The sequence below is a fragment of the Streptomyces sp. NPDC048258 genome (genome assembly GCF_043201995.1).
Classification (GTDB): domain Bacteria; phylum Actinomycetota; class Actinomycetes; order Streptomycetales; family Streptomycetaceae; genus Streptomyces.
Map to the genome: position 1 here is coordinate 33,334 of NZ_JBICZH010000011.1, position 20,282 is coordinate 53,615.

24 protein-coding genes are annotated in these 20,282 nt (G+C 73.3%); 12 read left to right on the plus strand and 12 right to left on the minus strand.

Annotation, left to right across the window (positions count from 1 at the left end):
- Positions 1-34 precede the first annotated feature (34 nt).
- From ACGFYQ_RS24420 to ACGFYQ_RS24430, 3 genes are all read left to right on the plus strand, one after another.
- Complete coding sequence (locus ACGFYQ_RS24420) at positions 35-253, plus strand: hypothetical protein (RefSeq protein ID WP_393747212.1); 219 nt, start codon at positions 35-37, stop codon at positions 251-253.
- Complete coding sequence (locus ACGFYQ_RS24425; RefSeq protein ID WP_393747214.1) at positions 250-1,341, plus strand: hypothetical protein; 1,092 nt, start codon at positions 250-252, stop codon at positions 1,339-1,341. Before ACGFYQ_RS24420 ends, ACGFYQ_RS24425 begins: the two co-directional genes overlap by 4 nt.
- Positions 1,342-1,610: 269 nt before the next feature.
- A complete protein-coding gene (locus ACGFYQ_RS24430) occupies positions 1,611-2,918 on the plus strand; it encodes a DUF1906 domain-containing protein (protein ID WP_393747216.1) in 1,308 nt (435 codons plus the stop codon).
- Here ACGFYQ_RS24430 and ACGFYQ_RS24435 read toward each other — a convergent pair.
- Genes ACGFYQ_RS24435 through ACGFYQ_RS24445 form a run of 3 tightly spaced genes read right to left on the minus strand, consistent with a single transcriptional unit; the run spans position 2,911 to position 4,886 of the window.
- Positions 2,911-3,444: a pyridoxamine 5'-phosphate oxidase family protein gene (locus ACGFYQ_RS24435; RefSeq protein ID WP_393747218.1), complete on the minus strand. Its 534-nt coding sequence runs from the start codon at positions 3,442-3,444 to the stop codon at positions 2,911-2,913. The two genes, ACGFYQ_RS24430 and ACGFYQ_RS24435, sit on opposite strands and share 8 nt — an antisense overlap.
- Positions 3,445-3,480: 36 nt before the next feature.
- Positions 3,481-4,209 carry a VWA domain-containing protein gene (locus ACGFYQ_RS24440; protein ID WP_393747220.1) on the minus strand — a complete coding sequence of 243 codons (729 nt, stop codon included), beginning with the start codon at positions 4,207-4,209 and terminating at the stop codon, positions 3,481-3,483.
- A gap of 32 nt (positions 4,210-4,241) precedes the next feature.
- Positions 4,242-4,886 carry a PadR family transcriptional regulator gene (locus tag ACGFYQ_RS24445; protein ID WP_393747631.1) on the minus strand — a complete coding sequence of 215 codons (645 nt, stop codon included), beginning with the start codon at positions 4,884-4,886 and terminating at the stop codon, positions 4,242-4,244.
- A gap of 91 nt (positions 4,887-4,977) precedes the next feature.
- Between ACGFYQ_RS24445 and ACGFYQ_RS24450 the strand changes: the two genes are divergently transcribed.
- The 3 genes from ACGFYQ_RS24450 (at position 4,978) to ACGFYQ_RS24460 (ending at position 6,749) form a co-directional block, all read left to right on the plus strand.
- Positions 4,978-5,709, plus strand: a complete 732-nt coding sequence (locus ACGFYQ_RS24450) for an SDR family NAD(P)-dependent oxidoreductase (protein ID WP_393747222.1) — start codon at positions 4,978-4,980, stop codon at positions 5,707-5,709.
- Positions 5,710-5,807: 98 nt separating this feature from the next.
- Entirely contained in the window at positions 5,808-6,359 is a 552-nt protein-coding gene (locus ACGFYQ_RS24455; RefSeq protein ID WP_393747224.1) for a hypothetical protein, read from the plus strand.
- Positions 6,360-6,401: 42 nt separating this feature from the next.
- Positions 6,402-6,749, plus strand: a complete 348-nt coding sequence (locus tag ACGFYQ_RS24460; RefSeq protein WP_393747226.1) for a hypothetical protein — start codon at positions 6,402-6,404, stop codon at positions 6,747-6,749.
- Here the strand turns inward: ACGFYQ_RS24460 and ACGFYQ_RS24465 are convergent.
- Positions 6,742-6,954, minus strand: a complete 213-nt coding sequence (locus ACGFYQ_RS24465; protein WP_393747228.1) for a hypothetical protein — start codon at positions 6,952-6,954, stop codon at positions 6,742-6,744. The two genes, ACGFYQ_RS24460 and ACGFYQ_RS24465, sit on opposite strands and share 8 nt — an antisense overlap.
- A 57-nt stretch (positions 6,955-7,011) precedes the next feature.
- Here ACGFYQ_RS24465 and ACGFYQ_RS24470 point away from each other — a divergent pair, with 57 nt between their 5' ends.
- The gene (locus tag ACGFYQ_RS24470; RefSeq protein ID WP_393747230.1) at positions 7,012-7,746 is read left to right on the plus strand and encodes a class I SAM-dependent methyltransferase; all 735 of its coding nucleotides are present in this window, start codon (positions 7,012-7,014) and stop codon (positions 7,744-7,746) included.
- A gap of 46 nt (positions 7,747-7,792) precedes the next feature.
- Here ACGFYQ_RS24470 and ACGFYQ_RS24475 read toward each other — a convergent pair whose 3' ends face one another.
- Positions 7,793-8,830 (minus strand): acyl-CoA dehydrogenase family protein, encoded by a 1,038-nt coding sequence (locus tag ACGFYQ_RS24475; RefSeq protein WP_393747233.1) that lies wholly within the window; start codon positions 8,828-8,830, stop codon positions 7,793-7,795.
- Positions 8,830-9,975 (minus strand): acyl-CoA dehydrogenase family protein, encoded by a 1,146-nt coding sequence (locus ACGFYQ_RS24480; RefSeq protein ID WP_393747235.1) that lies wholly within the window; start codon positions 9,973-9,975, stop codon positions 8,830-8,832. The genes ACGFYQ_RS24475 and ACGFYQ_RS24480 overlap by 1 nt, the downstream gene beginning before the upstream one ends.
- 85 nt (positions 9,976-10,060) lie before the next feature.
- Between ACGFYQ_RS24480 and ACGFYQ_RS24485 the strand changes: the two genes are divergently transcribed.
- From ACGFYQ_RS24485 to ACGFYQ_RS24495, 3 genes are read left to right on the plus strand one after another with little or no spacing between them, the layout of a single operon-like run.
- A complete protein-coding gene (locus tag ACGFYQ_RS24485) occupies positions 10,061-10,843 on the plus strand; it encodes an SDR family oxidoreductase (RefSeq protein ID WP_393747237.1) in 783 nt (260 codons plus the stop codon).
- Between the two features lie 50 nt (positions 10,844-10,893).
- Positions 10,894-11,556, plus strand: a complete 663-nt coding sequence (locus tag ACGFYQ_RS24490; protein WP_393747240.1) for a TetR family transcriptional regulator — start codon at positions 10,894-10,896, stop codon at positions 11,554-11,556.
- A gap of 20 nt (positions 11,557-11,576) precedes the next feature.
- Complete coding sequence (locus tag ACGFYQ_RS24495; RefSeq protein ID WP_393747242.1) at positions 11,577-12,734, plus strand: acetyl-CoA C-acetyltransferase; 1,158 nt, start codon at positions 11,577-11,579, stop codon at positions 12,732-12,734.
- Between the two features lie 118 nt (positions 12,735-12,852).
- Here the strand turns inward: ACGFYQ_RS24495 and ACGFYQ_RS24500 are convergent, their stop codons facing one another.
- On the minus strand, positions 12,853-13,500 hold the full coding sequence (locus ACGFYQ_RS24500) for an SIMPL domain-containing protein (protein ID WP_393747244.1): 648 nt from the start codon (positions 13,498-13,500) through the stop codon (positions 12,853-12,855).
- A gap of 320 nt (positions 13,501-13,820) precedes the next feature.
- Between ACGFYQ_RS24500 and ACGFYQ_RS24505 the strand changes: the two genes are divergently transcribed.
- Positions 13,821-14,027, plus strand: coding sequence for a cold-shock protein (locus ACGFYQ_RS24505; protein ID WP_030707191.1), 207 nt, complete (start codon positions 13,821-13,823; stop codon positions 14,025-14,027).
- A gap of 100 nt (positions 14,028-14,127) precedes the next feature.
- Positions 14,128-15,807, plus strand: coding sequence for a DEAD/DEAH box helicase (locus ACGFYQ_RS24510; RefSeq protein WP_393747247.1), 1,680 nt, complete (start codon positions 14,128-14,130; stop codon positions 15,805-15,807).
- Between the two features lie 70 nt (positions 15,808-15,877).
- Here the strand turns inward: ACGFYQ_RS24510 and ACGFYQ_RS24515 are convergent, their stop codons facing one another.
- From ACGFYQ_RS24515 to ACGFYQ_RS24535, 5 genes are read right to left on the minus strand one after another with little or no spacing between them, the layout of a single operon-like run.
- Positions 15,878-16,825, minus strand: a complete 948-nt coding sequence (locus ACGFYQ_RS24515) for a tyrosine-protein phosphatase (RefSeq protein WP_393747249.1) — start codon at positions 16,823-16,825, stop codon at positions 15,878-15,880.
- Between the two features lie 30 nt (positions 16,826-16,855).
- Positions 16,856-17,929, minus strand: coding sequence for an NAD(P)H-dependent flavin oxidoreductase (locus ACGFYQ_RS24520; protein WP_393747251.1), 1,074 nt, complete (start codon positions 17,927-17,929; stop codon positions 16,856-16,858).
- A gap of 4 nt (positions 17,930-17,933) precedes the next feature.
- Positions 17,934-18,668 carry a CoA-transferase subunit beta gene (locus ACGFYQ_RS24525; RefSeq protein WP_393747253.1) on the minus strand — a complete coding sequence of 245 codons (735 nt, stop codon included), beginning with the start codon at positions 18,666-18,668 and terminating at the stop codon, positions 17,934-17,936.
- Positions 18,665-19,516, minus strand: a complete 852-nt coding sequence (locus ACGFYQ_RS24530) for a CoA transferase subunit A (RefSeq protein ID WP_393747256.1) — start codon at positions 19,514-19,516, stop codon at positions 18,665-18,667. Before ACGFYQ_RS24530 ends, ACGFYQ_RS24525 begins: the two co-directional genes overlap by 4 nt.
- A complete protein-coding gene (locus tag ACGFYQ_RS24535) occupies positions 19,513-20,262 on the minus strand; it encodes an enoyl-CoA hydratase family protein (RefSeq protein ID WP_393747258.1) in 750 nt (249 codons plus the stop codon). The genes ACGFYQ_RS24530 and ACGFYQ_RS24535 overlap by 4 nt, the downstream gene beginning before the upstream one ends.
- Positions 20,263-20,282: the final 20 nt, after the last annotated feature.

Consider the following 20,282-nt stretch of genomic DNA (forward strand, 5'->3'; position numbering starts at 1 on the left):
GGGCGAGCCGTCGTCTCTGTGGGAGGTCTCTGCCATGAGTACGGATGAATGGGCCGCACTGCAAGGGGAGTTGGGCGCACCGCCCCCGGACTCCTTCCGGGCGCTGGCCGCCGGAGAGCAGGCGCGGCTCACCGAAGCGCTCCGGGGCGAGCGGGCGCGCCGGGCCGACGGGCTGAACGAGGCCGCCGAGGAAGCGCTCAAGCTGGTGCCCGGCCTCGCGCGCGGGGCCGTACGCAAGGTGCTCTTCCGGTGAGCCGGGCCGAGGTCGAGAAGGCCGCCCGGCTGCTGGGGCGGCCGCCCGAGACGCTCGCGTTCCTGTACGGGCTGCCCGACGAGGACGTACGCGGCTTCCGCGAGCAGGCGAGCGCCGCGCTGTTCGACCGGGCGCCCGAGATGCTCGACCGGATCGCCGCCGCCACCAAGCTGGTGCCCGCCGGGGTCGCGGCCGCCATCTCGCAGAAGGCGCTCGGGCCCAGGCTCGCGGCCGCCGTCGCCGGGCGGCTGGAGGCGGGTAGGGCCGCCGGCATCATCGCCAAGCTGCCGGTGTCCTTCACCGCCGAGTCGTGCGCCCACCTCGACCCGCGCAGGATCGCCGCGATCGTGGACCGCCTCGACGAGGGGCTCGTCGTACGGATAGCCGTCGTCCTCGCCGAGAACCGCGACCACCTCACCATGGGGCGGTTCGTCGGGCACCTGAGGGACCGGGTGCTCTCGCGGATCCTGGAACAGGTCGGCGACACGGACGTGCTGCGCGCCGGGTTCTACGTCGACCTGCCCGAGCGGCTCCCACGGATCCTGGAGCTCATGGGCGACGAGCGGCTCGCCTCGGTGGTACGCGCCGCCGCTGCCGCCGGGCTCTGGGAGGAGGCCCTCGCCGTCGCCGCCGCGGTCGGCGGGGAGCAGCGGCTGCGCATCGCCCGGCTCACCGCCCGCCTCGACGGGGCCGAGCTGGCCTCCCTCGTACGGGTGACGCACGCGGAGGGGCTCTGGGAGACCCTGCTGCCCCTGGTCGCCCTGCTCGGCGAGGAGGACCGGCTCACCGTGGCCCGGCTGGAATCCCTGCGGGATCCGGACGTACTGGCAGGGGTGGTCCGGGCCGTCGTGGTCACCGGGCTGTGGGGCGAGTTCCTGCCGCTGGCCGGCGTACTGCCCGCGGAGGCGCGCAAGGTGGTGGCGGACGCCGCCGCCGGACTCGGCGACACCGAACTGGACGCGCTGGCCCGGGAGGTCGCCGAGCAGGACCTGTGGGAGCTGGTGCTGCCGCTCGTCGAGCTCATGCCGGAGGAGGGCAAGCAGCGGATCTTCGGCCTGCCCGCCTTCAAGGACCAGTCGGAGCCGTAGGGGGTGTCTTGCCGATCGGGCCGGATCAGGGAGCGGCGTCTGGTGCCGTGCATCGCAAGGCCGAGGATGGGGGTCCCCCCGGACGGAGTCTGGGGGAGAGTCGACGCGGAGCGTCGGCGACCGACGAGAACGCGGCGGGGCGCGGTGCCAGACGCCGCGAGCCCGGCCTGATCGGCAAGGCACCCCCTAGGCCGTACGGGCCATCTGCGCGGCCCCTCAGCGAAGTTGAGGGGCCCGGCCGTGCCCGCCGTCTGGTAACTATCCGGATCATGGCCCCCACCCGAACGCTGCTCAGCGGCCTCCTCGGCGCCGCCCTGCTGATCCCCGTCCTCCCGGCCGCCACCGCCGCCGCCGACGCGCGGACCGTCGACTACCACGGGCTGCGCCTCACCGTCCCCGCCGACTGGCGGGTCGTCGACCTCGACCACGAGCCCGGCGCGTGCCTGCGCCTCGACCTGCCCACCCTGTACCTCGGCCACGCCGGCACCCAGGCCGCATGTACCGGCCGGGCCGTCGCCGACCGCGCCGACACCCTGCACCTCGAACCCCTGGACTCGGCCCCGCCGCGCGCCGACATCCCCACCGTCGCCGTGGACTCCGGCAGCGCCCTGCCCGAGGACCCGACCCGGGCCGACAGCAACGAACTGCGGTACGCCCTGCTCCGGCCCGGGGTCATGGCCACCGTCTCCTACGGGGACGCGCCCGACACCGTACGCAGGGTCCTGGCGCGCGCCCGCGCGCTGCCCGCCGGCGCCCCGGGAGCCCCCGACGCCACCACCCCCACACCCCCCGCCGAGCCCGCGCTGGCCACCGGCGGCGCGGGGCCCCGCAACGCCCAGGAGCCCTTCACCGGCCAGGGCTTCGACGCCTGCACCGCCCCGACCCAGGCGTCCATGGACACCTGGCGGGCCGGTTCCCCCTTCGGCGCGGTCGGCATCTACATCGGCGGCCGCGCCCGGGCCTGCGCCCAGCCGCAGCTCACCGCCGCCTGGGTACGCCGGCAGGCCGAGGCGGGCTGGCACCTCATGCCGATCTGGGTGGGCCGCCAGCCCTGGAACAGCTCCAGCACCGGCCTGTCCACCGACCCCTCCGAGGCCGACGAACAGGGCCGGTCCGCCGCCGAGGGGGCGGCGGCCGCGGCCGGGTCGCTGGGCCTCGCCGCGGGCACCGTGCTCTACAACGACCTGGAGAACTACACCGACCGCGACACCTGGGACGCCCCCGTCGTCGCCTACCTGACCGGCTGGACGGTCCGGCTGCACGAGCTCGGCTACCGCTCGGCCGCCTACGTCTCGGCGAGCTCCGGGGCCCAGGCGCTGAGCGCCCACCACGACCAGGCCCCCGAGGCCATGCCGGACGTGCTGTGGGTCGCCCGCTGGAACGGCGAGGCCTCCGTCACCGACGCCGACATGGGCCTGCCCAAGGGCACGACCCAGTGGTTCGGCCCCCGCCGCGCCCACCAGTTCCGCGGCGACCACGACGCGACCTACGGCGGGGTCACCATCAACATCGACCGCAACTGGGTCGACATCGACCCCTCCGCGATCGGGACCGGCGGCATCTTCCCGCTCAGCTAGACCCGTCCCCCGCGACGCCCGGCGCCGGGTCCTCCCGCGGCGGCTCGTCGTCGTCGCCCCGGCGGATCGTGCGCAGGCCGCCCGCCGGGGTCCACGACCGAAGTACCAGGTCATCGCCCTCCACGCCGACGTGGACCACCTCCGTCAGGTCGGCGTGGAAGAGGTGGAAGGGGTGCGGGGTATCCGTCTCCTCCGCGTACCGGTGCAGCTCGGGCGGGTCCACCAGCTCCACCGCCCGCCCGGAGATCCGTACGTCCCCGTCCGGCATCTCCTCACCCGCGCCCGGATTGGTGTGCAGGGCGAAGCGCGGGTCGCGCTGGAGGTCGCGGGCCTTCTTCGAGCCGGGCATCATGCCGAGCCACAGCTCCCCGCCGCGGATGTCGACATTCAGCCCGGCCACCCGGGGGGAGCCGTCCTTGCGGAGCGTGGCCAGCACATGGTGCGGGTACTGCGCGAAGCGGGCCCGGACGGCCGCTGCGAACTCCGGCTCCGCCTTCTCGAACGCTGCCCAGTTGTTCGTCGTCATACGTCCATCAAAGCGTGCGGCCCCGGCAGCCGCCGCTCAGGCGCGCACGATGCCCGCTCCGCGCGCCGCCGCCAGCCAGGCCGGGAAATCGCCGACCAGGCGGTCGTACAGCTCCGGGTCGGGGACGGCGCGCGGGTCCGGCCCCGCGTGGAAGTACCCCGCGTTGTCCACCGCGCGCCGGGACGGGACGGGCAGTTCGTCCAGCCGGCGCAGGAAGTCGAACTGCGTGCTGCGCGTGTTCCCGAAGCCGACGAACTGCCAGAACAGCGGCAGGCGGGCCGCCTTGCACAGGTACTTCTCGGCGGCGAGCTTGTTGATCGGCCCGCCGTCGGTCTGGAAGACCACCAGGGCCGGCTGCGTGGACCCCGAGTCCAGGTAGTGGTCGATCACCGCGTCCATCGCCGCGTGGTAGGCCGTCTTGCCCATGTGGCCGAGCCTGGAGGCGATCTCGGTGACCTTCCCCGCGTGCCCGGCGAGGGTGATCTCCTCCACCGCGTCGACCTCCGTGGAGAAGAAGACCACCGGCACCCGGCCGTCGTCGTCCAGGTGCGCGGACAGGCCCAGCACCCGGTCGGCGAGGGCCTGCACGCTGCCGTCCTCGTAGTACGGGCGCATCGAACCGGAGTAGTCCAGCACCAGGTAGACGGCGGCGCGCCCGCCCTCCAGGCCGTACTTGCGCAAGGAGACCCCGGCGCTCTTGTAGAGGCTCACGAGCGCCGGAGCCGTTTCCTCGACCTTGCGGAGGTTGATCGCACTGCCCGTCATGCGGCGAGGTTACGGGAGGCTCGACGGCATGCCTACCGGCGCTTGGCGAGCTCCTCGATGTCGTCGAGCACGGCTGCGGCCAGGTCGCGCTCGGAGGCGTAGTACCGCTCGGCCCACTTGAGGGTGAGCGTGGGGTACGCGTCCCCGGCCCGGGGCTCGTCCTTCGCACGCTCGGCGTCGGCCACCGCGCGCCGGCGCATCTCCTCGGCGAACTCCTGCTGCCGTACGAGGACTTCGCGCATCTGCTCCGGCTCCAGCAGATGGCCCAGCCACAGCCGCAGCATCGGCCCGTGCTTGAGGACCGGCGGGTCGACCGGGGCCTCGCGGGCCCATTCCCGGACGGCCGTCATGCCGTCGTCGGTGATCCGGTACACCCGCTTGTCGCGGGTGCCGCTCTCCTGGGCGACCCTTCGCGAGGTGGCGTAGCCGGCCTTCTCCAGCCGCTTGAGCTCGCTGTAGATCTGGCTGAAGGACGGGCTCCAGTAGAAGAAGCGCAACGACCGGTCCGACCGCTTCTTCAGGTCGTAGCCGGAGAGTTCCTCCCCGAAGGAGAGCAGGCCGAGCACCGCCCAGCCGGTCGCGGGGAGCGTGGGCCCGCCCGTACCGCCCGCGGGGAGCGTGGGCCCGCCCGTCCCGCCCGCGGTCTCGTCTCCGGTCTCGTCTGCCACGCGGCGCAGTCTACGACCGGCCTTCGCAGGGCCCCTTCCTCCCGCTGGATATGACTGCTAGAAATATTCCTGTTCGAAGTGTCTGACGGAGGGCTGAGCCGTGGGTGTCTCCCTCGACGGGAAGGTCGTCGTCATCACCGGCGCCGGGCGCGGGCAGGGCGCGGCCGAGGCCCTGCTGTGTGCGGAGGCGGGGGCGCGGGTCGTGGTCACGGACGTGCGGGAGGACGAGGGCCGGGCGGTGGCCGCCTCGCTGGGCGGTCAGGGGCTCTACGTACGGCACGACGTGGCCGACGCGGCGAGCTGGGCGGGGGTCGTGCGCGAGGCCGTCTCGGCCTTCGGCACGATCTCGGCGCTGGTCAACAACGCGGCCCTGTGGCGCACGGCGCACGTCGAGCAGCAGCGGCTCGACGACTTCGAGGCGCTGCTGCGGGTCAACCTGCTGGGGCCGTTCCTCGGGATCCAGGCGGTGGCGCCCGTACTGCGGGCGGGCGGGGGCGGCTCCGTCGTCAACATCTCCTCGACGGCCGGCCTGGTCGGCATTCCGGGCCACGCGGCGTACGGGTCCACCAAGTTCGGGCTGCGCGGGCTGACCCGGTCGGCGGCGCTGGACCTGGCCGGGGACCGGATCCGGGTCAACTCCGTGCACCCGGGGGCCATCGACACGCCGATGGTGGCCGAGGCGGTCGCGGGCCGGGACTGGTCGCACGTACCGCTGGGGCGGATGGGACGGCCGGAGGAGGTCGGGGAACTGGTCCTCTTCCTCTGCTCGGACGCGTCCTCGTACGTGACGGGCACGGAGTTCACGGTGGACGGCGGCATGACGACCGCATGACGACGGGCTTCCCGGGGTCGGAGTAGGGGTCCGGGGCGGGGTACCCGGCGGCCCGCCCGGGCCTCGGATCGCGGCCGGGCCCCAGGCATGATGTGTCCATGGCTGAAGTGATGCGGAGGATGACGGGGGCGTTGCTCCGCAACTGCCTGCTCCTGGCGGCGGAGTGCGGCGCCATCTGGCTGCTCCGGGGCCCCGAGGGCGCCTGGGTCGCGGTCCTGCTGGCCGTCTTCGTCGTCGGCGCCGCCGTACCGCACGGCACGGACGCGGAGTTCGTGGCCCGCACCGCCGTCGCGCTCACCGCGGTCGGGGTCGCGGTGCTCGGCGGAATCACCTGGGACCGGCACACCCTCCACGACCGGGGCCGGGAGGAGGTGGCGGTGGTCGCCTCGCGCACGATGGTGGAGGACGGCTCGGGCCACTCCCCGTCGCTGCGCCTGCGTACGGCTGCGGGCCGCGAGCTGCCCGGCCCGGTCTCCATGGACCTCGCGGTCGGCGCCCGCCTGACGGTGACGGCGGACCCCGACGGCCCGGCCTGGTCCGTGGGCGGCCGTCCGGCCCCGCCGGTCTGGCAGGCGGCCGGCACCGGGGCCCTGCTCCTGCTCCAGACCGCCACCCTCGGATGGCTCTCCCTGCGCCGCCCCCGGACCTGAAAACCGCTGGTCGACGCCTTGCCGGGCCTCTAGGGTCGCGGCATGTCCACGACCACCCTCTGGCGCCCCACGGGCCCCGTCGAGCTCGACCTGGTCCGCGCCCTCGACTGGCGGGCCTGGCCGCCGCGCCTGCCCGAGCAGCCGATCTTCTACCCGGTCCTGAACGAGGACTACGCGATCCGCATCGCCCGCGACTGGAACGTCAAGCACGACGGGGCGGGCTTCGTGACCCGCTTCGAGGTCGACTCGGCCTTCCTCGCGCGGTACCCGGTCCAGCAGGCCGGCGGCGAGACCATCCTGGAGCTGTGGGTCCCGACGGAGGAACTCGACGAGTTCAACGCGCACATCGTCGGCCGCATCGAGGTCGTGCGCGAGTACCGCCCTACTTGATCGTGTAGGAGCAGCGCTTCGTGTTCTCGACGCCGTCGCTCGCCGCGACCTGTTTGCCGCCGACCTCCAGGGTCACCTCGTGCGTCGCGCCGCCCGCCTTGGCCGACGGCGCGGGCGGGGCGGGGCTCTGGGGCACCGCGGGCTTGCCGTTGTCCACGGCGGCCTTCGGGGTGTCTCTTCCGCAGCCGGCGGGCAGCCCCGCCACATCCCGTACGGGGCCTTCACCTTGGCGCCGGAGAGCGTGATCGAAAACAATGGCCGCATGACGAAACGCGCCCGGTCCTTCGATGCCGCAGCCGCGCTCTACCAGGCGCACCGCCCCGGGTACCCGGCTGCGCTCTTCGACGCCGTCGAGGAACTCGCAGGCCGGCCGCTCGCCGGGGCGCGGGTGGCCGACGTGGGGGCGGGGACCGGGATCGCCACCGCTCTGCTGCACGCCCGCGGGGCCGAGGTCGTCGCCGTGGAGCCCGGGGACGGCATGGCCGCCGAGTTCCGGCGGGCGAACCCCGGGATCCCGCTCGTGCGCGGGGACGGCGACCGGCTGCCGCTGGCCGACGGTGCGTTCGACCTGCTCACCTACGCCCAGGCCTGGCACTGGACCGACCCGGAACGCTCCGTCCCCGAGGCCCGCCGCGTCCTGCGCCCCGGCGGCGCGCTCGCGATCTGGTGGAACGACATGGACGCCGAAGTCCCGTGGATCGCCGGACAGAGCGAGCGGCTCCGCGCCTTCTTCCAGGCCGACGGGGCCGAGGCGGACAACTTCCGCACCCTGCCGCGCGGCCTCGACGGCCTCACCACCCGCTCCGTGCGGTGGTCCCGGCGCATCCCGCTGGACGACCACCTCGCCAACCTCGCCAGTCACTCCGCCTTCCTGCTCCTCGGCGAGGCCGGCACCCGGGAGTTCACGGACGCCGAGCGGGCCCGGCTGCTCGCGCTCTTCCCCGACGCTTCCGTCGAGGAGCGCTACGTCGTGAGCCTCAGCGTCGCCCGGATGTGACATCGCCGTCCGGTGCGCGGGATCGTGCTCGTGAGCACCGCTCTCGTCACGTACCACCGCTCCCGCGACCGAACGGCTCGCCGAAGGGCGGGCCGAAGGGCGGGCTGAAGAACCGGGCGACGTCCGCCCGGCACGCCGAGGGCGTGCCCCACGCGTCGCGCAGCGGGCGGGCCTTGCGCAGCCACAGGGAGAGGTCCAGCTCCTCCGTGTAGCCGACCGCGCCGTGCAGTTGGAGGGCCGTCCGCGCCGCGGCGTACGAGGCCTCGCCCGCGCTCAGTTTCGCCGCCGCCACGTCGCCCGGGGTCAGGGTCAGCGCCGCCTCCCAGAGCAGCGGCCGGGCGAACTCCAGACCCAGCAGGGTGTCCGCCAGGCGGTGCTTGACCGCCTGGAAGGACCCGATCGGCGTCCCGAACTGCGTGCGCTGCTTCGCGTACTCCACCGTCCGGGCCAGCAGCGCCTCGCCGACGCCCAGGCACTGGGCCGCCGTCAGCAGCCGGGCCCAGGACCCGGCCGTCCGCGCCGCCGCCGTGACGGCCGGGCCCGCCGCGAGCAGTTCCCCGCCCTGCGACGGGGCCGCGAGCCTGCGGGCCGGGTCGAGGGAGGCCAGCGGCTCGCCCGGCGCGGAGTCCGCCAGGCGGAGTTCGCCCGCCCGCGACACCGTGAAGCAGTACGTCGCCGCGTCCGCGTCCAGGGCGTACGGACTCCCGCCCGGCAGCGTCAGCGTGGCCGAGGCCTCGCCCGTGACCAGCCCCGGCAGGAAGCGTTTCGCCGGCCCCTCGTCCCCCAGCTCGGACAGGAGCACCGAGGCGGCCGCCGTCTCCACCACCGGCCCCGGCACCCCGGCCCGGCCCAGCTCCACGAAGCCGAGGGCCAGTTCGAGGGGGAGGGGTCCCGCGCCGTCGTACGGCTCCGGGACGGCCAGCGCGAACAGGCCCGTCCCGGCGAGCCGGGCCCAGATCGCGCGCCCCGGCCCGTGCCCGCCGCCCGCCCAGGCCCGTACCGCCGCCGGGACGTCCGCCGAGCCCAGCAGGGAGCGCAGCGTACGGGCGTAGTCCGACTGCTCGTCGGTCGGCAGGAAGCGCATCAGCGGCGGCCCTTCGGAAGGCCGAGCAGCCGCTCGGCGATGATGTCGCGCTGGATCTCGTTGGTCCCCGCGTAGATCGGCCCAGCGAGCGAGAAGACCCACGGCTCGGCCCACTCGCCTGCGGCGAGCTCCGCGTCCGGCCCCAGCAGGTCCAGCGCCGTCTCGTGCAGGGCGATGTCGTACTGGGACCAGAACACCTTGTTCAGGCTGGACTCGGCGCCGAGCGTCCCGCCCGCCGCGAAGCGCGAGGCGGCCGCCCAGGTGAACAGCTCGTAGGCGCGCGCCCCCACCACCGCGTCCGCCACCCGGTCCCGCAGCGCGGTGTCGGACGGATCGCCCTGCGCCCGCCACAGGGCGACGAGCCGGTCAGCCGCCGCCAGGAACCGGCCGGGGGAGCGCAGGGTCAGCCCCCGCTCGTTTCCGGTGGTGGACATCGCGATCCGCCAGCCCTGCCCCGGTTCCCCGATCACGTCCTCGTCCGGTACGAAGACCTGGTCCAGGAAGAGCTCCGCGAAGGCCGGCTTGCCGTCCAGGCGGCCGATGGGGCGCACCGTCACCCCGCGCGCCCGCAGGTCGAACATCAGGTACGTGAGCCCCTGGTGCGGTTTCGGGGCGTCCGGGTCCGTCCGGAAGATGCCGAAGGCGCGGTCCGCGAACGCCGCCCGCGAGGACCAGGTCTTCTGCCCGGACAGCAGCCAGCCGCCGTCGGTGCGTACCGCCCGTGATGTCAGCGAAGCCAGGTCGGAGCCGGACTCGGGCTCCGACCAGGCCTGGGCCCAGATCACCTCGCCGCTCGCCATGGAGGGCAGCACCCGCGCCCGCTGCTCGCGCGTCGCGTGGTCGAAGAGGGTCGGGGCGAGGAGGCTGATGCCGTTCTGCGAGACCCGGCCGGGCGCGCCCGCCGCCCAGTACTCCTCCTCGAACACCAGCCACGTCACGAGGTCCGCGCCCCGGCCCCCGTACTCCTCGGGCCAGGACACCACCGACCAGCGGTCCGCGTGCAGGAGCGCCTCCCACTCCCGGTGCGCGGCGAAGCCCTCCTCCGTCTCCAGGGAGGGCAGGGGCTCGGCGGGCACGTGGGCGGCCAGCCAGGCCCGGGCCCCGGCCCGGAAGGCCTCCACCTCCGCCGTCTGGGTCAGGTCCATCAGGTGTCCGCCTCCTCCATGAAAGCTTCCCTAACAAGTGTTTGGTAGGTTAACGTACGGTCATGAGCAGCGTCGAGGAGTTCGCATGAACGAGCCCCGGTACATCGCCGGTCACCACCTGCTGAAGGACCGCACGGCCGTCGTCACCGCCGCCGCCGGCGCCGGGATCGGCGGCGCCACCGCCCGCCGCTTCCTGGAGGAGGGCGCCCGCATCGTCATCGGCGACGCCCACGCCCGCCGCCTCAAGGAGACCGAGGACGCGCTCGCCGCCGAGTTCGGCGCGGACCGCGTCGCCTCCCTGCCCTGCGACGTCACCGACGAGGACCAGGTACGCGCCCTCTTCGCGCTCGCCGAACAGATCCACGGCGGCCTCGACATCGTCGTCAACAACGCCGGCCTAGGCGGCACCGCCGACCTCGTCGACATGACCGACGAACAGTGGTCCCGCGTCCTCGACGTCACCCTGAACGGCACCTTCCGCTGCACCCGCGCCGCGCTGCGCTCGCTCAAGGCATCCGGCACCGGCGGAGTCGTCGTCAACAACGCCTCCGTCGTGGGCTGGCGCGCCCAGACCGGCCAGGCCCACTACGCCGCCGCCAAGGCCGGGGTGATGGCACTGACCCGCTGCGCGGCGCTGGAGGCGGCCGAGTTCGGCGTACGGGTCAACGCGGTCGCGCCGAGCCTGGCCATGCACCCGCACCTGGTGAAGGTCACAAGTGAGGCGCTGCTCACCGAACTCACCGCCCGCGAGGCCTTCGGCCGGTACGCCGAGCCCTGGGAGGTCGCCAACGTCATCGTCTTCCTGGCCAGCGGCTACTCGTCGTACATGACCGGCGAGACCGTGTCGGTCAGCAGCCAGCACGCCTAGGTCTGATCCGGCCCGATCGACAAGACACCCCCTGGGACCACAATGGGCGCGTGCCAACGAACAAGCCGACCGACAAGACGACCGACGAGCCGACGAACCAGCCGTCGGCCAAGAAGAAGCCGCAGGTGACGGCCTCGCCCGAGCGGCGCCGTGAACTCCTCGGCACCGCCGCCGAGGTGTTCGCCGCGCAGGGCTACAACGCCACCACCGTCCGCAAGATCGCCGACGCCGCCGGGATGCTCGCCGGCAGCCTCTACTACCACTTCGATTCCAAGGAATCGATGCTCGACGAGATCCTCTCCGCCTTCCTGACCGAACTGTGGGACGGGTACGACACCGTCCTCGCGGCCGGTCTCGGCCCCAGGGAGACCATCGAGGCCCTCGTCACCGAGTCCTTCCGGGAGATCGACCGGCACCGCGCCGCCGTCGCGATCTACCAGAAGGAATCCCGCACCCTCTCCGCCCAGCCCCGCTTCCACTACCTCTCCGACTCGCAGCAGAAGTTCGAGAAGGCCTGGCTCGGGACGCTGGAGCGGGGGGTCGCCGCCAAGGTCTTCCGGGCCGACCTCGACATCCGCCTCACCTACCGCTTCGTGCGCGACACGGTGTGGGTGGCGGCGTCCTGGTACCGGCCGGGCGGCCAGCACAGCCCCGAGGAGATCGCCCGCCAGTACCTGTCGATGGTGCTGGACGGGATCGCCGTACGCACCTGACCCCGACCCGAGGAGCACCGATGCCCGAGGCATACATAGTCGAAGCGGTCCGCACGCCCGTCGGCCGGCGCAAGGGAGGGCTGGCCGCGGTCCACCCGGCGGACCTCGGCGCGCACGTCCTCACGGCGCTGGTCGAGCGGTCCGGGGTGGACCCGGCCGCCGTGGAGGACGTGGTGTTCGGCTGCCTTGACACGGTGGGGCCGCAGGCGGGGGACATCGCGCGGACGGCGTGGCTCGCGGCCGGTCTGCCCGAGGAGGTGCCCGGGGTCACCGTCGACCGCCAGTGCGGGTCCTCGCAGCAGGCGGTGCACTTCGCGGCACAGGGCGTGCTCTCCGGCACCCAGGACCTGGTCGTCGCCGGCGGCACCCAGAACATGTCGATGATCCCGATCGCCTTCGCCTCGCGGCAGGCGGCGGAGCCGCTCGGCCTCACCGAGGGCCCGTACGCGGGATCCGCCGGCTGGCGGGCCCGGTACGGGGACGCCCCCGTGAACCAGTTCCACGGCGCGCAGCTGATCGCCGAGAAGTGGGGCATCTCGCGGCGGGACATGGAGGAGTTCGCGCTCCGGTCCCACCAGCGGGCGCTGCGCGCGATCGACGAGGGGCGTTTCGCGCGGGAGACGGTGGCGTACGGGGACGTGACGGTCGATGAGGGGCCGCGCAGGGACACGTCGCTGGAGAAGATGGCCGGCCTCCAGCCGGTGGTGGAGGGCGGCACGATCACGGCGGCGGTCTCCTCCCAGGTCTCGGACGGCGCGGCGGCGATGCTGATCGCCTCCGATCGGGCGGTACGCGAACACGGCCTGCGGCCGCGGGCCCGCATCCACCACCTGTCGGTCCGGGGCGAGGACCCGATCCGCATGCTGTCGGCGCCGATCCCGGCCACGGCGTACGCGCTGAAGAAGACGGGCATGTCGCTGGCCGACATCGACCTGGTGGAGATCAACGAGGCGTTCGCCCCGGTGGTGCTGGCCTGGCTGAAGGAGACCGGCGCCGACCCCGGGAAGGTCAACGTCAACGGCGGCGCGATCGCCCTGGGCCATCCGCTGGGCGCGACGGGCGTGAAGCTGATGACGACGCTGCTGCACGAACTGGAGCGCACCGGTGGCCGCTTCGGCCTCCAGACGATGTGCGAGGGCGGCGGCCAGGCCAACGTGACCATCATCGAGCGCCTGTAGCCCCCGGGGCGTCAATGCCGGGGCTCCGGCGCGGACCCCGCGCCTCCAGCGCCGGCGGGGCCGGCTCCGGCCCCCGAGCCCGAGGGGCTCCGGGGCCGAGCCGTGCTCGCGGCGCGTTTCAGGAGGAGAGCGGGAGCAGGGCGAAGCCGAGGAGGACGGCGGCCTCCACGCGGACCGAGCCCGGGGAGAGGGCGCCGTCGGATTCGGGGTCCCCGCCCGTGCGGCGGCCGTGGCTGTGGCCGCCCATCGACTCCGGGTCCACGTCCTCGATGTGGATCACCGGCCCCAGCCGCACCCCGCACGCCTCCGCGTAGACCTCGGCCTTGCGACGGGCGGCCGCCACCGCCTGACGGCGGGCCTCGTCACGCATCGCGGGCTTGTCCTCGACCTCGAAGCGCACGGCGTCGACGCGGTTCGCGCCTGCCGTGACGGCGTCCTCGATCAGCAGCTCCAGCCGGTCGAGCGCCGCCGTCCGCACGGTGTACGTGGCCTCGCAGCCGTAGCCGAGGAAGGCCCGCTCCGCGCCGTATCCCTTGAACTGCGACGTCAGCTGCAGCCGTGAGCCCGACACGTCGGAGTCCGGTATGCCGTGCTCCCGCAGGACGACCCGCAGCCGGGCCACGGCCGCGCCCGCCTCGGCGAAGGCCTCCTTGGGCGTCGTGGCGAGAAGATCGACCGCCAGGTCCACGTGGGCGAGCCGGGGTTCGGCGGACACGCTGCCCGCGCCGAGCACACTGAGCCCCCAGGGCTCTCTGATCGCTGCCATCCGAAGATCCAATCAGGCGCGGACCGCGGCCGCCAGGGGGATACGCCCCGCACCAGCCCTGCCCGTGCGGCCGGGCCCGCAATCGGGCCCGCAGCCGGGCCCCGCCGAGGGGGTGGCAGATGGCGCGCGGGTACCACGGAGGACGCAGGTCACACTCCCGCGGCGACACTCCCGGGCAGACGTGTGCTAGCTTAGAGCTCGTTGCAGTTGTGGTACCCATGAACTTTATGTGCGCCTGACGGGAATGTTCCTCAGGCGCTTTTATTGTTTTGCCGGAATCTCCGGATGGGGCCCTTTGCCGCCTATTCAGGAGATTCAAAATGGCACTTGGCACCGTGAAGTGGTTCAACTCGGAAAAGGGCTTCGGCTTCATCGAGCAGGACGGTGGCGGCCCGGACGTCTTCGCCCACTACTCGAACATCGCCACCCAGGGCTTCCGTGAGCTCCAGGAGGGCCAGCGCGTGTCCTTCGACGTCACCCAGGGCCAGAAGGGCCCCCAGGCGGAGAACATCCTCCCCGCCAACTAAGTATTTCAGCTTGCCGGGGTCCGCACCGTGAGGTGCGGACCCCGGCTTGTCTGCTGTTTCGACCTTGTTGTACCTGCCGGTTTCAGGAGGGCATTTCCGCATGACCAGCTCCAGCTCCGCACGACCCAGCCGCCGCCCCACCCGGGGTCGAGGTGCGGCCCAGGGACGTCCGAAGGCTGGCGCGGGACGGCAGAAGTCCGCCCCCGTTGCCAGGCCCCAAGAATTCACCATGCCCGAACCGCTGACCCCGGCGCTCCCGCCGGTCGCCGCGTTCGAGGACATGGACATGCCCGAGGCGCTGCTGAAGACCCTCGCCGCCCAGGGCGTGACCGAGCCGTTCCCGATCCAGGCCGCGACGCTGCCGAACTCCCTCGTCGGCCGTGACCTGCTCGGCCGCGGCCGCACCGGCTCCGGCAAGACGCTGGCCTTCGGCCTGGCGCTGCTGTCCCGCACCGCCGGCCGCCGCGCGCAGCCGAAGCAGCCCCTCGCGCTGGTCCTCGTACCGACCCGTGAGCTCGCGCAGCAGGTCACCGACGCCCTGGCCCCCTACGCCACGGCCGTCAACCTGCGCATCGCCACCGTCGTCGGCGGCATGTCGATCAACCGGCAGTCGGGCGCCCTGCGCCGCGGCGCCGAGGTGCTCGTCGCCACCCCCGGCCGCCTCAAGGACCTCATCGACCGCGGTGACGCCGACCTCTCGCAGGTCGCGATCACCGTCCTCGACGAGGCCGACCAGATGACCGACATGGGCTTCATGCCGCAGGTCACGGCGCTGCTCAAGCAGGTCGAGGCCGACGGCCAGCGGATGCTGTTCTCGGCGACGCTGGACAAGAACATCGACAAGCTCGTCAAGATGTTCCTGCACGACCCGGTCGGCCACTCCGTCGACCCGTCGGCCGGTGCCGTCACGACGATGGAGCACCACGTCCTGTACGTCATGGACGAGACCGACAAGAAGGCCGTGGCGACGCGCATAGCCGCTCGCGACGGCCGGGTGATCATGTTCGTGGACACCAAGCGTGCCGTGGACCGCATGGTCAAGAAGCTCCTGGCCGACGGCGTCCGCGCCTCCGGCCTGCACGGCGGCCGTTCCCAGCCGCAGCGCAACCGGACCCTCGACTGGTTCAAGACGGGCGAGGTCACCGCGCTGGTGGCGACGAACGTCGCGGCCCGCGGCATCCACATCGACGACCTCGACCTCGTCGTCAACGTGGACCCGCCCACCGACCACAAGGACTACCTGCACCGCGGCGGCCGTACCGCCCGTGCCGGCGAGTCCGGCAGCGTGGTCACCCTGGTGCTGCCCGACCAGAAGCGGGACATGACCCGCCTCATGTCGGACGCCGGGATCTCCCCGCGCACCGCGCAGATCAAGTCCTCCGACGAGGAGCTGACCCGGCTGACCGGAGCCAAGGAGCCCTCGGGCATCCCGGTGGTGCTGGACGTGCCGCAGCCGACCGCGCCGAAGCCGCGCAGCGGCTCCGGCTCGGGCTCCGGTGCGCGCCGCCGGACCGGCGGGCCCCGTACCGGCTCCGCCACGGGTGGCGCTCCGGCGGCCGGCGGCCGTGGCCGCCGCTCCGGTGGCGGCGCGTCCGGGCAGGCCCCCGCGGCCTCCGGGTCGGGCCAGGCCCGTCGCGGCCAGGGCGGTGGCGCCGCCACCGGCTCGGCCGGCCAGGGACGGCGTACCGGCGGCGCCGGCGGCGCCTCCGGTGGCGCGGCCGCGGCTTCCTCGCGCAGCCGGGTCGGCACCGGCGGCCAGGGCCGCCGCCGGGCTGTCTGACACCCGCAGGGACGAGACGTACCACTACGCCGGGCAGTGCTTCTCGCACTGCCCGGCGTAGTGCTGTCCGCTAGCGGACCATCTTCTTCTGGAGCTTCGCCAGCGTCCGCAGGTCCAGGCCGAGCCCGTCCGTCAGGTAGCCGTAGAAGCTCCCGTAGTCGGCCTCCAGCTGCGCCGTCGCGGAGTCCAGGTAGTCCTGGCGGACCTCCTGGAGCGGGATCAGCAGGTCGGGGTTCTGCATCCGGCCCGACTGCTTGAGGCCGGCCCGCACCTGGGCGTCGTACGCGGCACGGAAGGTGTTCGACGCCAGGTAGTCGCGCCCGGCGGCGTCCTCGGGCACGGCCAGCGCCCGCAGCAGTACGTAGCTCATCCAGCCGGTGCGGTCCTTGCCGGACGTGCAGTGGTACAGCAGCGGGCCCTGACCGCCGTCCGCGATCTCCCGCACGGTCGCCGCGAACTGCGCCCGGTTCTCGGGGCTGGTCACGAAGGTGCGGTAGATGTCGCGCATGTAGGCCTCGGCGCGGCCGCCGCCGAGCATCTGCTCCTGCTTGACGGGGTCACCGCTGGAGATCGCGCCGACGAGGGTCCCGTACAGGCCGAGGTCGCTGACCGGGCGGGAGGTGGCGGCGAGCCCCGCGGGCAGCTTGTCGGCGCCGTCGTACTGGAGCTCCATGGGGATGCGGAAATCGACGACCTTCGTGAGGCCGAGACCGGAGACGGTGGTGACGTCCGCGTCGGTCAGCTTGCTCAGTGCGTCGGAGCGGTAGACCAGCCCCTGGCGGACCTGGCCGCCGGTGTAGGTGCGGTAGCCGCCGAGGTCGCGGACGTTGACCGCGCCCTTGAGGGGGATCTGGCGGATCGTTTCCGCCTGGAGGTGCCAGGGGTGCTGGAGGTGGTGGTGCCGGGCGCTGACCCCGGCTCCGGGCGCCGCCGCCGCGTACGCGGATGCGGGCAGGGTCCCGATGGCGAGGGCGGAGGCGAGCACCGCGGTCGCCAGGCGGATTCGGGCACGGCTCATGGAGGCGACTCCTGTGACGGAGAAGGGGGATCACCCTGGTGGTGGCAGGGTGCGGAGCGAGTGCAGTGACGCGAGTACCTGCTGTGCTTCGGCCATGACGCGGGACACGAGCTCCGCACAGGACGGGAGATCGTCGATCACCCCCGCGACCTGGCCCGATGCCATGACACCGAGGTCCGTACGGCCCTCGACCATGGACGCCTTGAGGAGCATGGGGGTGTTCGCGGCGAGCAGGACCTGGCTCCATGACAGGTCCTTGCCGTGTTTCATCGCCAGGCCGTCGCGCACCATCTGCGGCCAGCTCAGGCCGGAGAGCCCGCGGAAGCCCGCCGCGTGCCGGACCGCCCTGACCAGCGCCCTCGCACGGCCCGCCCGCTCCAGGGAGTCGACCAGCCCGGTGCGCAGCATCCGGTGCGGCAGACCGTCCACGGCCGTGGTCACGGTGACGTCCTTGACGGTGGCCTTCAGGTACTCGGCCTTCACGGCGTCCGGGACGGTGGAGTCCGAGGTCAGCAGGAAGCGGGTGCCCATGGCGATGCCCGCGGCCCCGTAGGACAGGGCGGCGACCAGGCCGCGGCCGTCGCTGAAACCGCCCGCCGCGACCACCGGGATGTCCACGGCGTCGACGACCTGGGGCAACAGCACCGTCGTGGCCACGTCCCCGGTGTGCCCGCCGCCCTCACCGCCCTGCACGATCACCGCGTCCGCGCCCCACGCGGCCACCTTCTCGGCGTGCCGGCGGGCGCCGATGCTCGGGATGACGACCACGCCCGCGTCCTTGAGCCGCGCGATCAGCTCCCGCGAGGGCGCGAGGGCGAAGGAGGCGACCCGTACCCCCTCGTCGATGATCAGCTGGGCGCGTTCGGCCGCGTCCCCGGCGTCCGCGCGCAGGTTGACCCCGAAGGGGGTGCCGTCCGGGACACGGGACTTGACCTCGCGGACCGCCGACCGCAGCTGGTCCACCGTCATCGTCGCCGACGCCAGGATCCCGAGGGCCCCCGCGTTGGCCGCGCCCGACACCAGGCGGGGTCCCGCGACCCAGCCCATGCCCGTCTGCACGATCGGGTGCTCGACCCCGACCAGCTCGGTCAATGCCGTCTCCATCGGATCAGACCCGCACTTCGCGGTCGCGCAGGCCCTGGGGATCGACGACCTCGCGGATCAGGCGCAGCTCCTCGGCGGTCGGCTCCCGGGTGTACGGGACCTCGTCCGCGATCGCGAGCTCGAAGCCGGTGGCCTCCCGGACCTGCTCGACGGTGACCCCGGGGTGGAGGGAGGCCAGGCGCATCGAGTGGCCGGGACCGGTGAAGTCGAAGACGCCGAGATCGCTGACCACCCGGGGGAGGCGGTGGTAGCGGGTCACCCCGGCCGCCTCCGCGCGGTCGTGACCGACACCGCTGACCATGTCGACGCGCTCGACGAACACCCGGGTGGAGTGCCGTGGGATCCAGTAACTCACCGGATTGTTCAGGGTGTTGACGGGTGCGCCGCGTACGCCCAGGAGCTGGCGGGCCGGCCGCGCCCAGTCGCCGATGCAGGAGATGTTCTGGTTGCCGAACCGGTCGATCTGGCTGGCGCCCATCATCACGTGCCGGCTGCCCCCGGTGACCATGGTCAGGTGGCGCCGGTACGGGAGCCAGCCCTCGACCGTGCCGTCGAGGCCGACGAGCATCGCTTCGCCGTCGGTCAGGAGCAGGTCGGGGGCGAAGGTCCGCTTCGCGAGCCGGGCCCCGAAGGAGGGGATCAGGCCCATCGGGCTGGCGAGCACCTCGCCGTTGCCGCGCCAGGCCTCGGCGCAGGCGATCACGCAGTATTCGGCGCGGGTGGCGGTCGCGGTGGTCACTGCTGCTCCTCGTGCCAGGTCCGGACGGCGGACTGGTAGTCGTGCTCGCTCCCGCCGGAGAGGAAGCGGGCGGCGAACTCGGGCCAGGGGGTGGTCGCGTAGAGCTTCTGGAAGGCCTCGTCGCGCTCGTAGTCGGGAACGCAGGAGGTGAAGTGCGCGCCGTTCGGGGTCTCGACCACCCCGGTGACCGAGTGGCGGCTGACGAGGAGGGACTGCGGGGGACCGGCCTTGGTGAGCTCGGCGGTCTCGACGAGCTGCTCGCAGGAGACGTACGCGGCGTCGGCGGCCTCGCAGAAGAGGTCGTCGAAGTACGGGTCAGGGCCCAGGTACTGGGCGTTGCCGAGGCGGTCGGCGCGGTTCATGTGGACCAGCGCGGCGTCCATGCGCAGGGCGGGGACGGCGACGAGCTCCTCGCCGTCGGCGTAGGGGGAGGTGACGGTCCGCAGCTCCGGGTTGACCCGCATCACGTCGGAGCCGAGGCCGGCCCGGACGGGGAGGAAGGGCAGCCGGTTGGCGGCGGCGTGCAGGCCCCACATGAACATGGCCTCGTCGAGCTCGGTGAGGGGGAAGGCGGCGCGCTCGCGGGCGGCCCGGAAATGGGGCTCCAGTGGGATCGAGTCGAGGGTGGCGAAGGGGGCGACCAGCCTGCTGATCCGGCCGGCGGCGGCCAGCAGGCCGACGTCGGGGCCCCCGTAGGAGATCACGGTGAGATCGGTGATCTCGGAACGGAGCAGCGCTCGCACCAGCGCCATGGGCTTGCGCCGCGAGCCCCAGCCGCCGATGCCCAGGGTCATCCCGCTGCGCAGCTGCCCGACGACCTCATCGGGGGTCATGCTCTTGTCGGTCATGAACTCGCTTCCTTCCCGAAGGTGTCGCGGACCCGGTCGGCGACCCCGCTGAGGTTGGCCTCGAAGGTGAAGCCCTGCTCGAAGCGGTAGCTGCGGCGCACGTCGACCGGGTCGATGCCGTTGATGGCGGCCTTGGCCAGCCGCAGCAGGTAGCCGTCCTTCCTCGCGATCTCGGCGGCCAACTCCAGGGCGGCGGCCCGCAGTTCCTCGCGCGGGACCACCTTCCAGACCGAGCCGTGCGCGTGCAGTTCGGCGGCGGTCGCGGTGCGCGAGGTGTAGTAGAGGGCGCGCATCAGGTGCTGGGGGACCAGGCGGGCCAGGTGGGTGGCGGCGCCGAGCGCGCCCCGGTCCAGCTCGGGCAGCCCGAAGGTCGCGTCGTCGCTCGCCACGATCGCGTCGGCGTTGCCGGCGAGGCCGATCCCGCCGCCCAGGCAGAACCCGTGCACGGCCGCGACGACCGGCACCTCGCACTCGTACACGGCGGCGAAGGCCTCGTAGCAGCCCCGGTTGGCGCCGATGAGGGAGGCGTGGCCGGTGTCGCGCTGCATCTCCTTGATGTCGACGCCGGCGTTGAAGCCGCGGCCCTCGGCGGCGAGGACGACGCACCGGACCTCGGGGTCGCGGCCCGCGGCCCGGAGGGCGTCGGCGAGGTCGTACCACCCCTGGACGGGGAGCGCGTTGACGGGCGGGAAATCGACGGTGACGAGTGCGATGCCCTTGCCGGGGCTTGAGGTGGAGACACCCATGAGAGGATCAGCTACCTTTC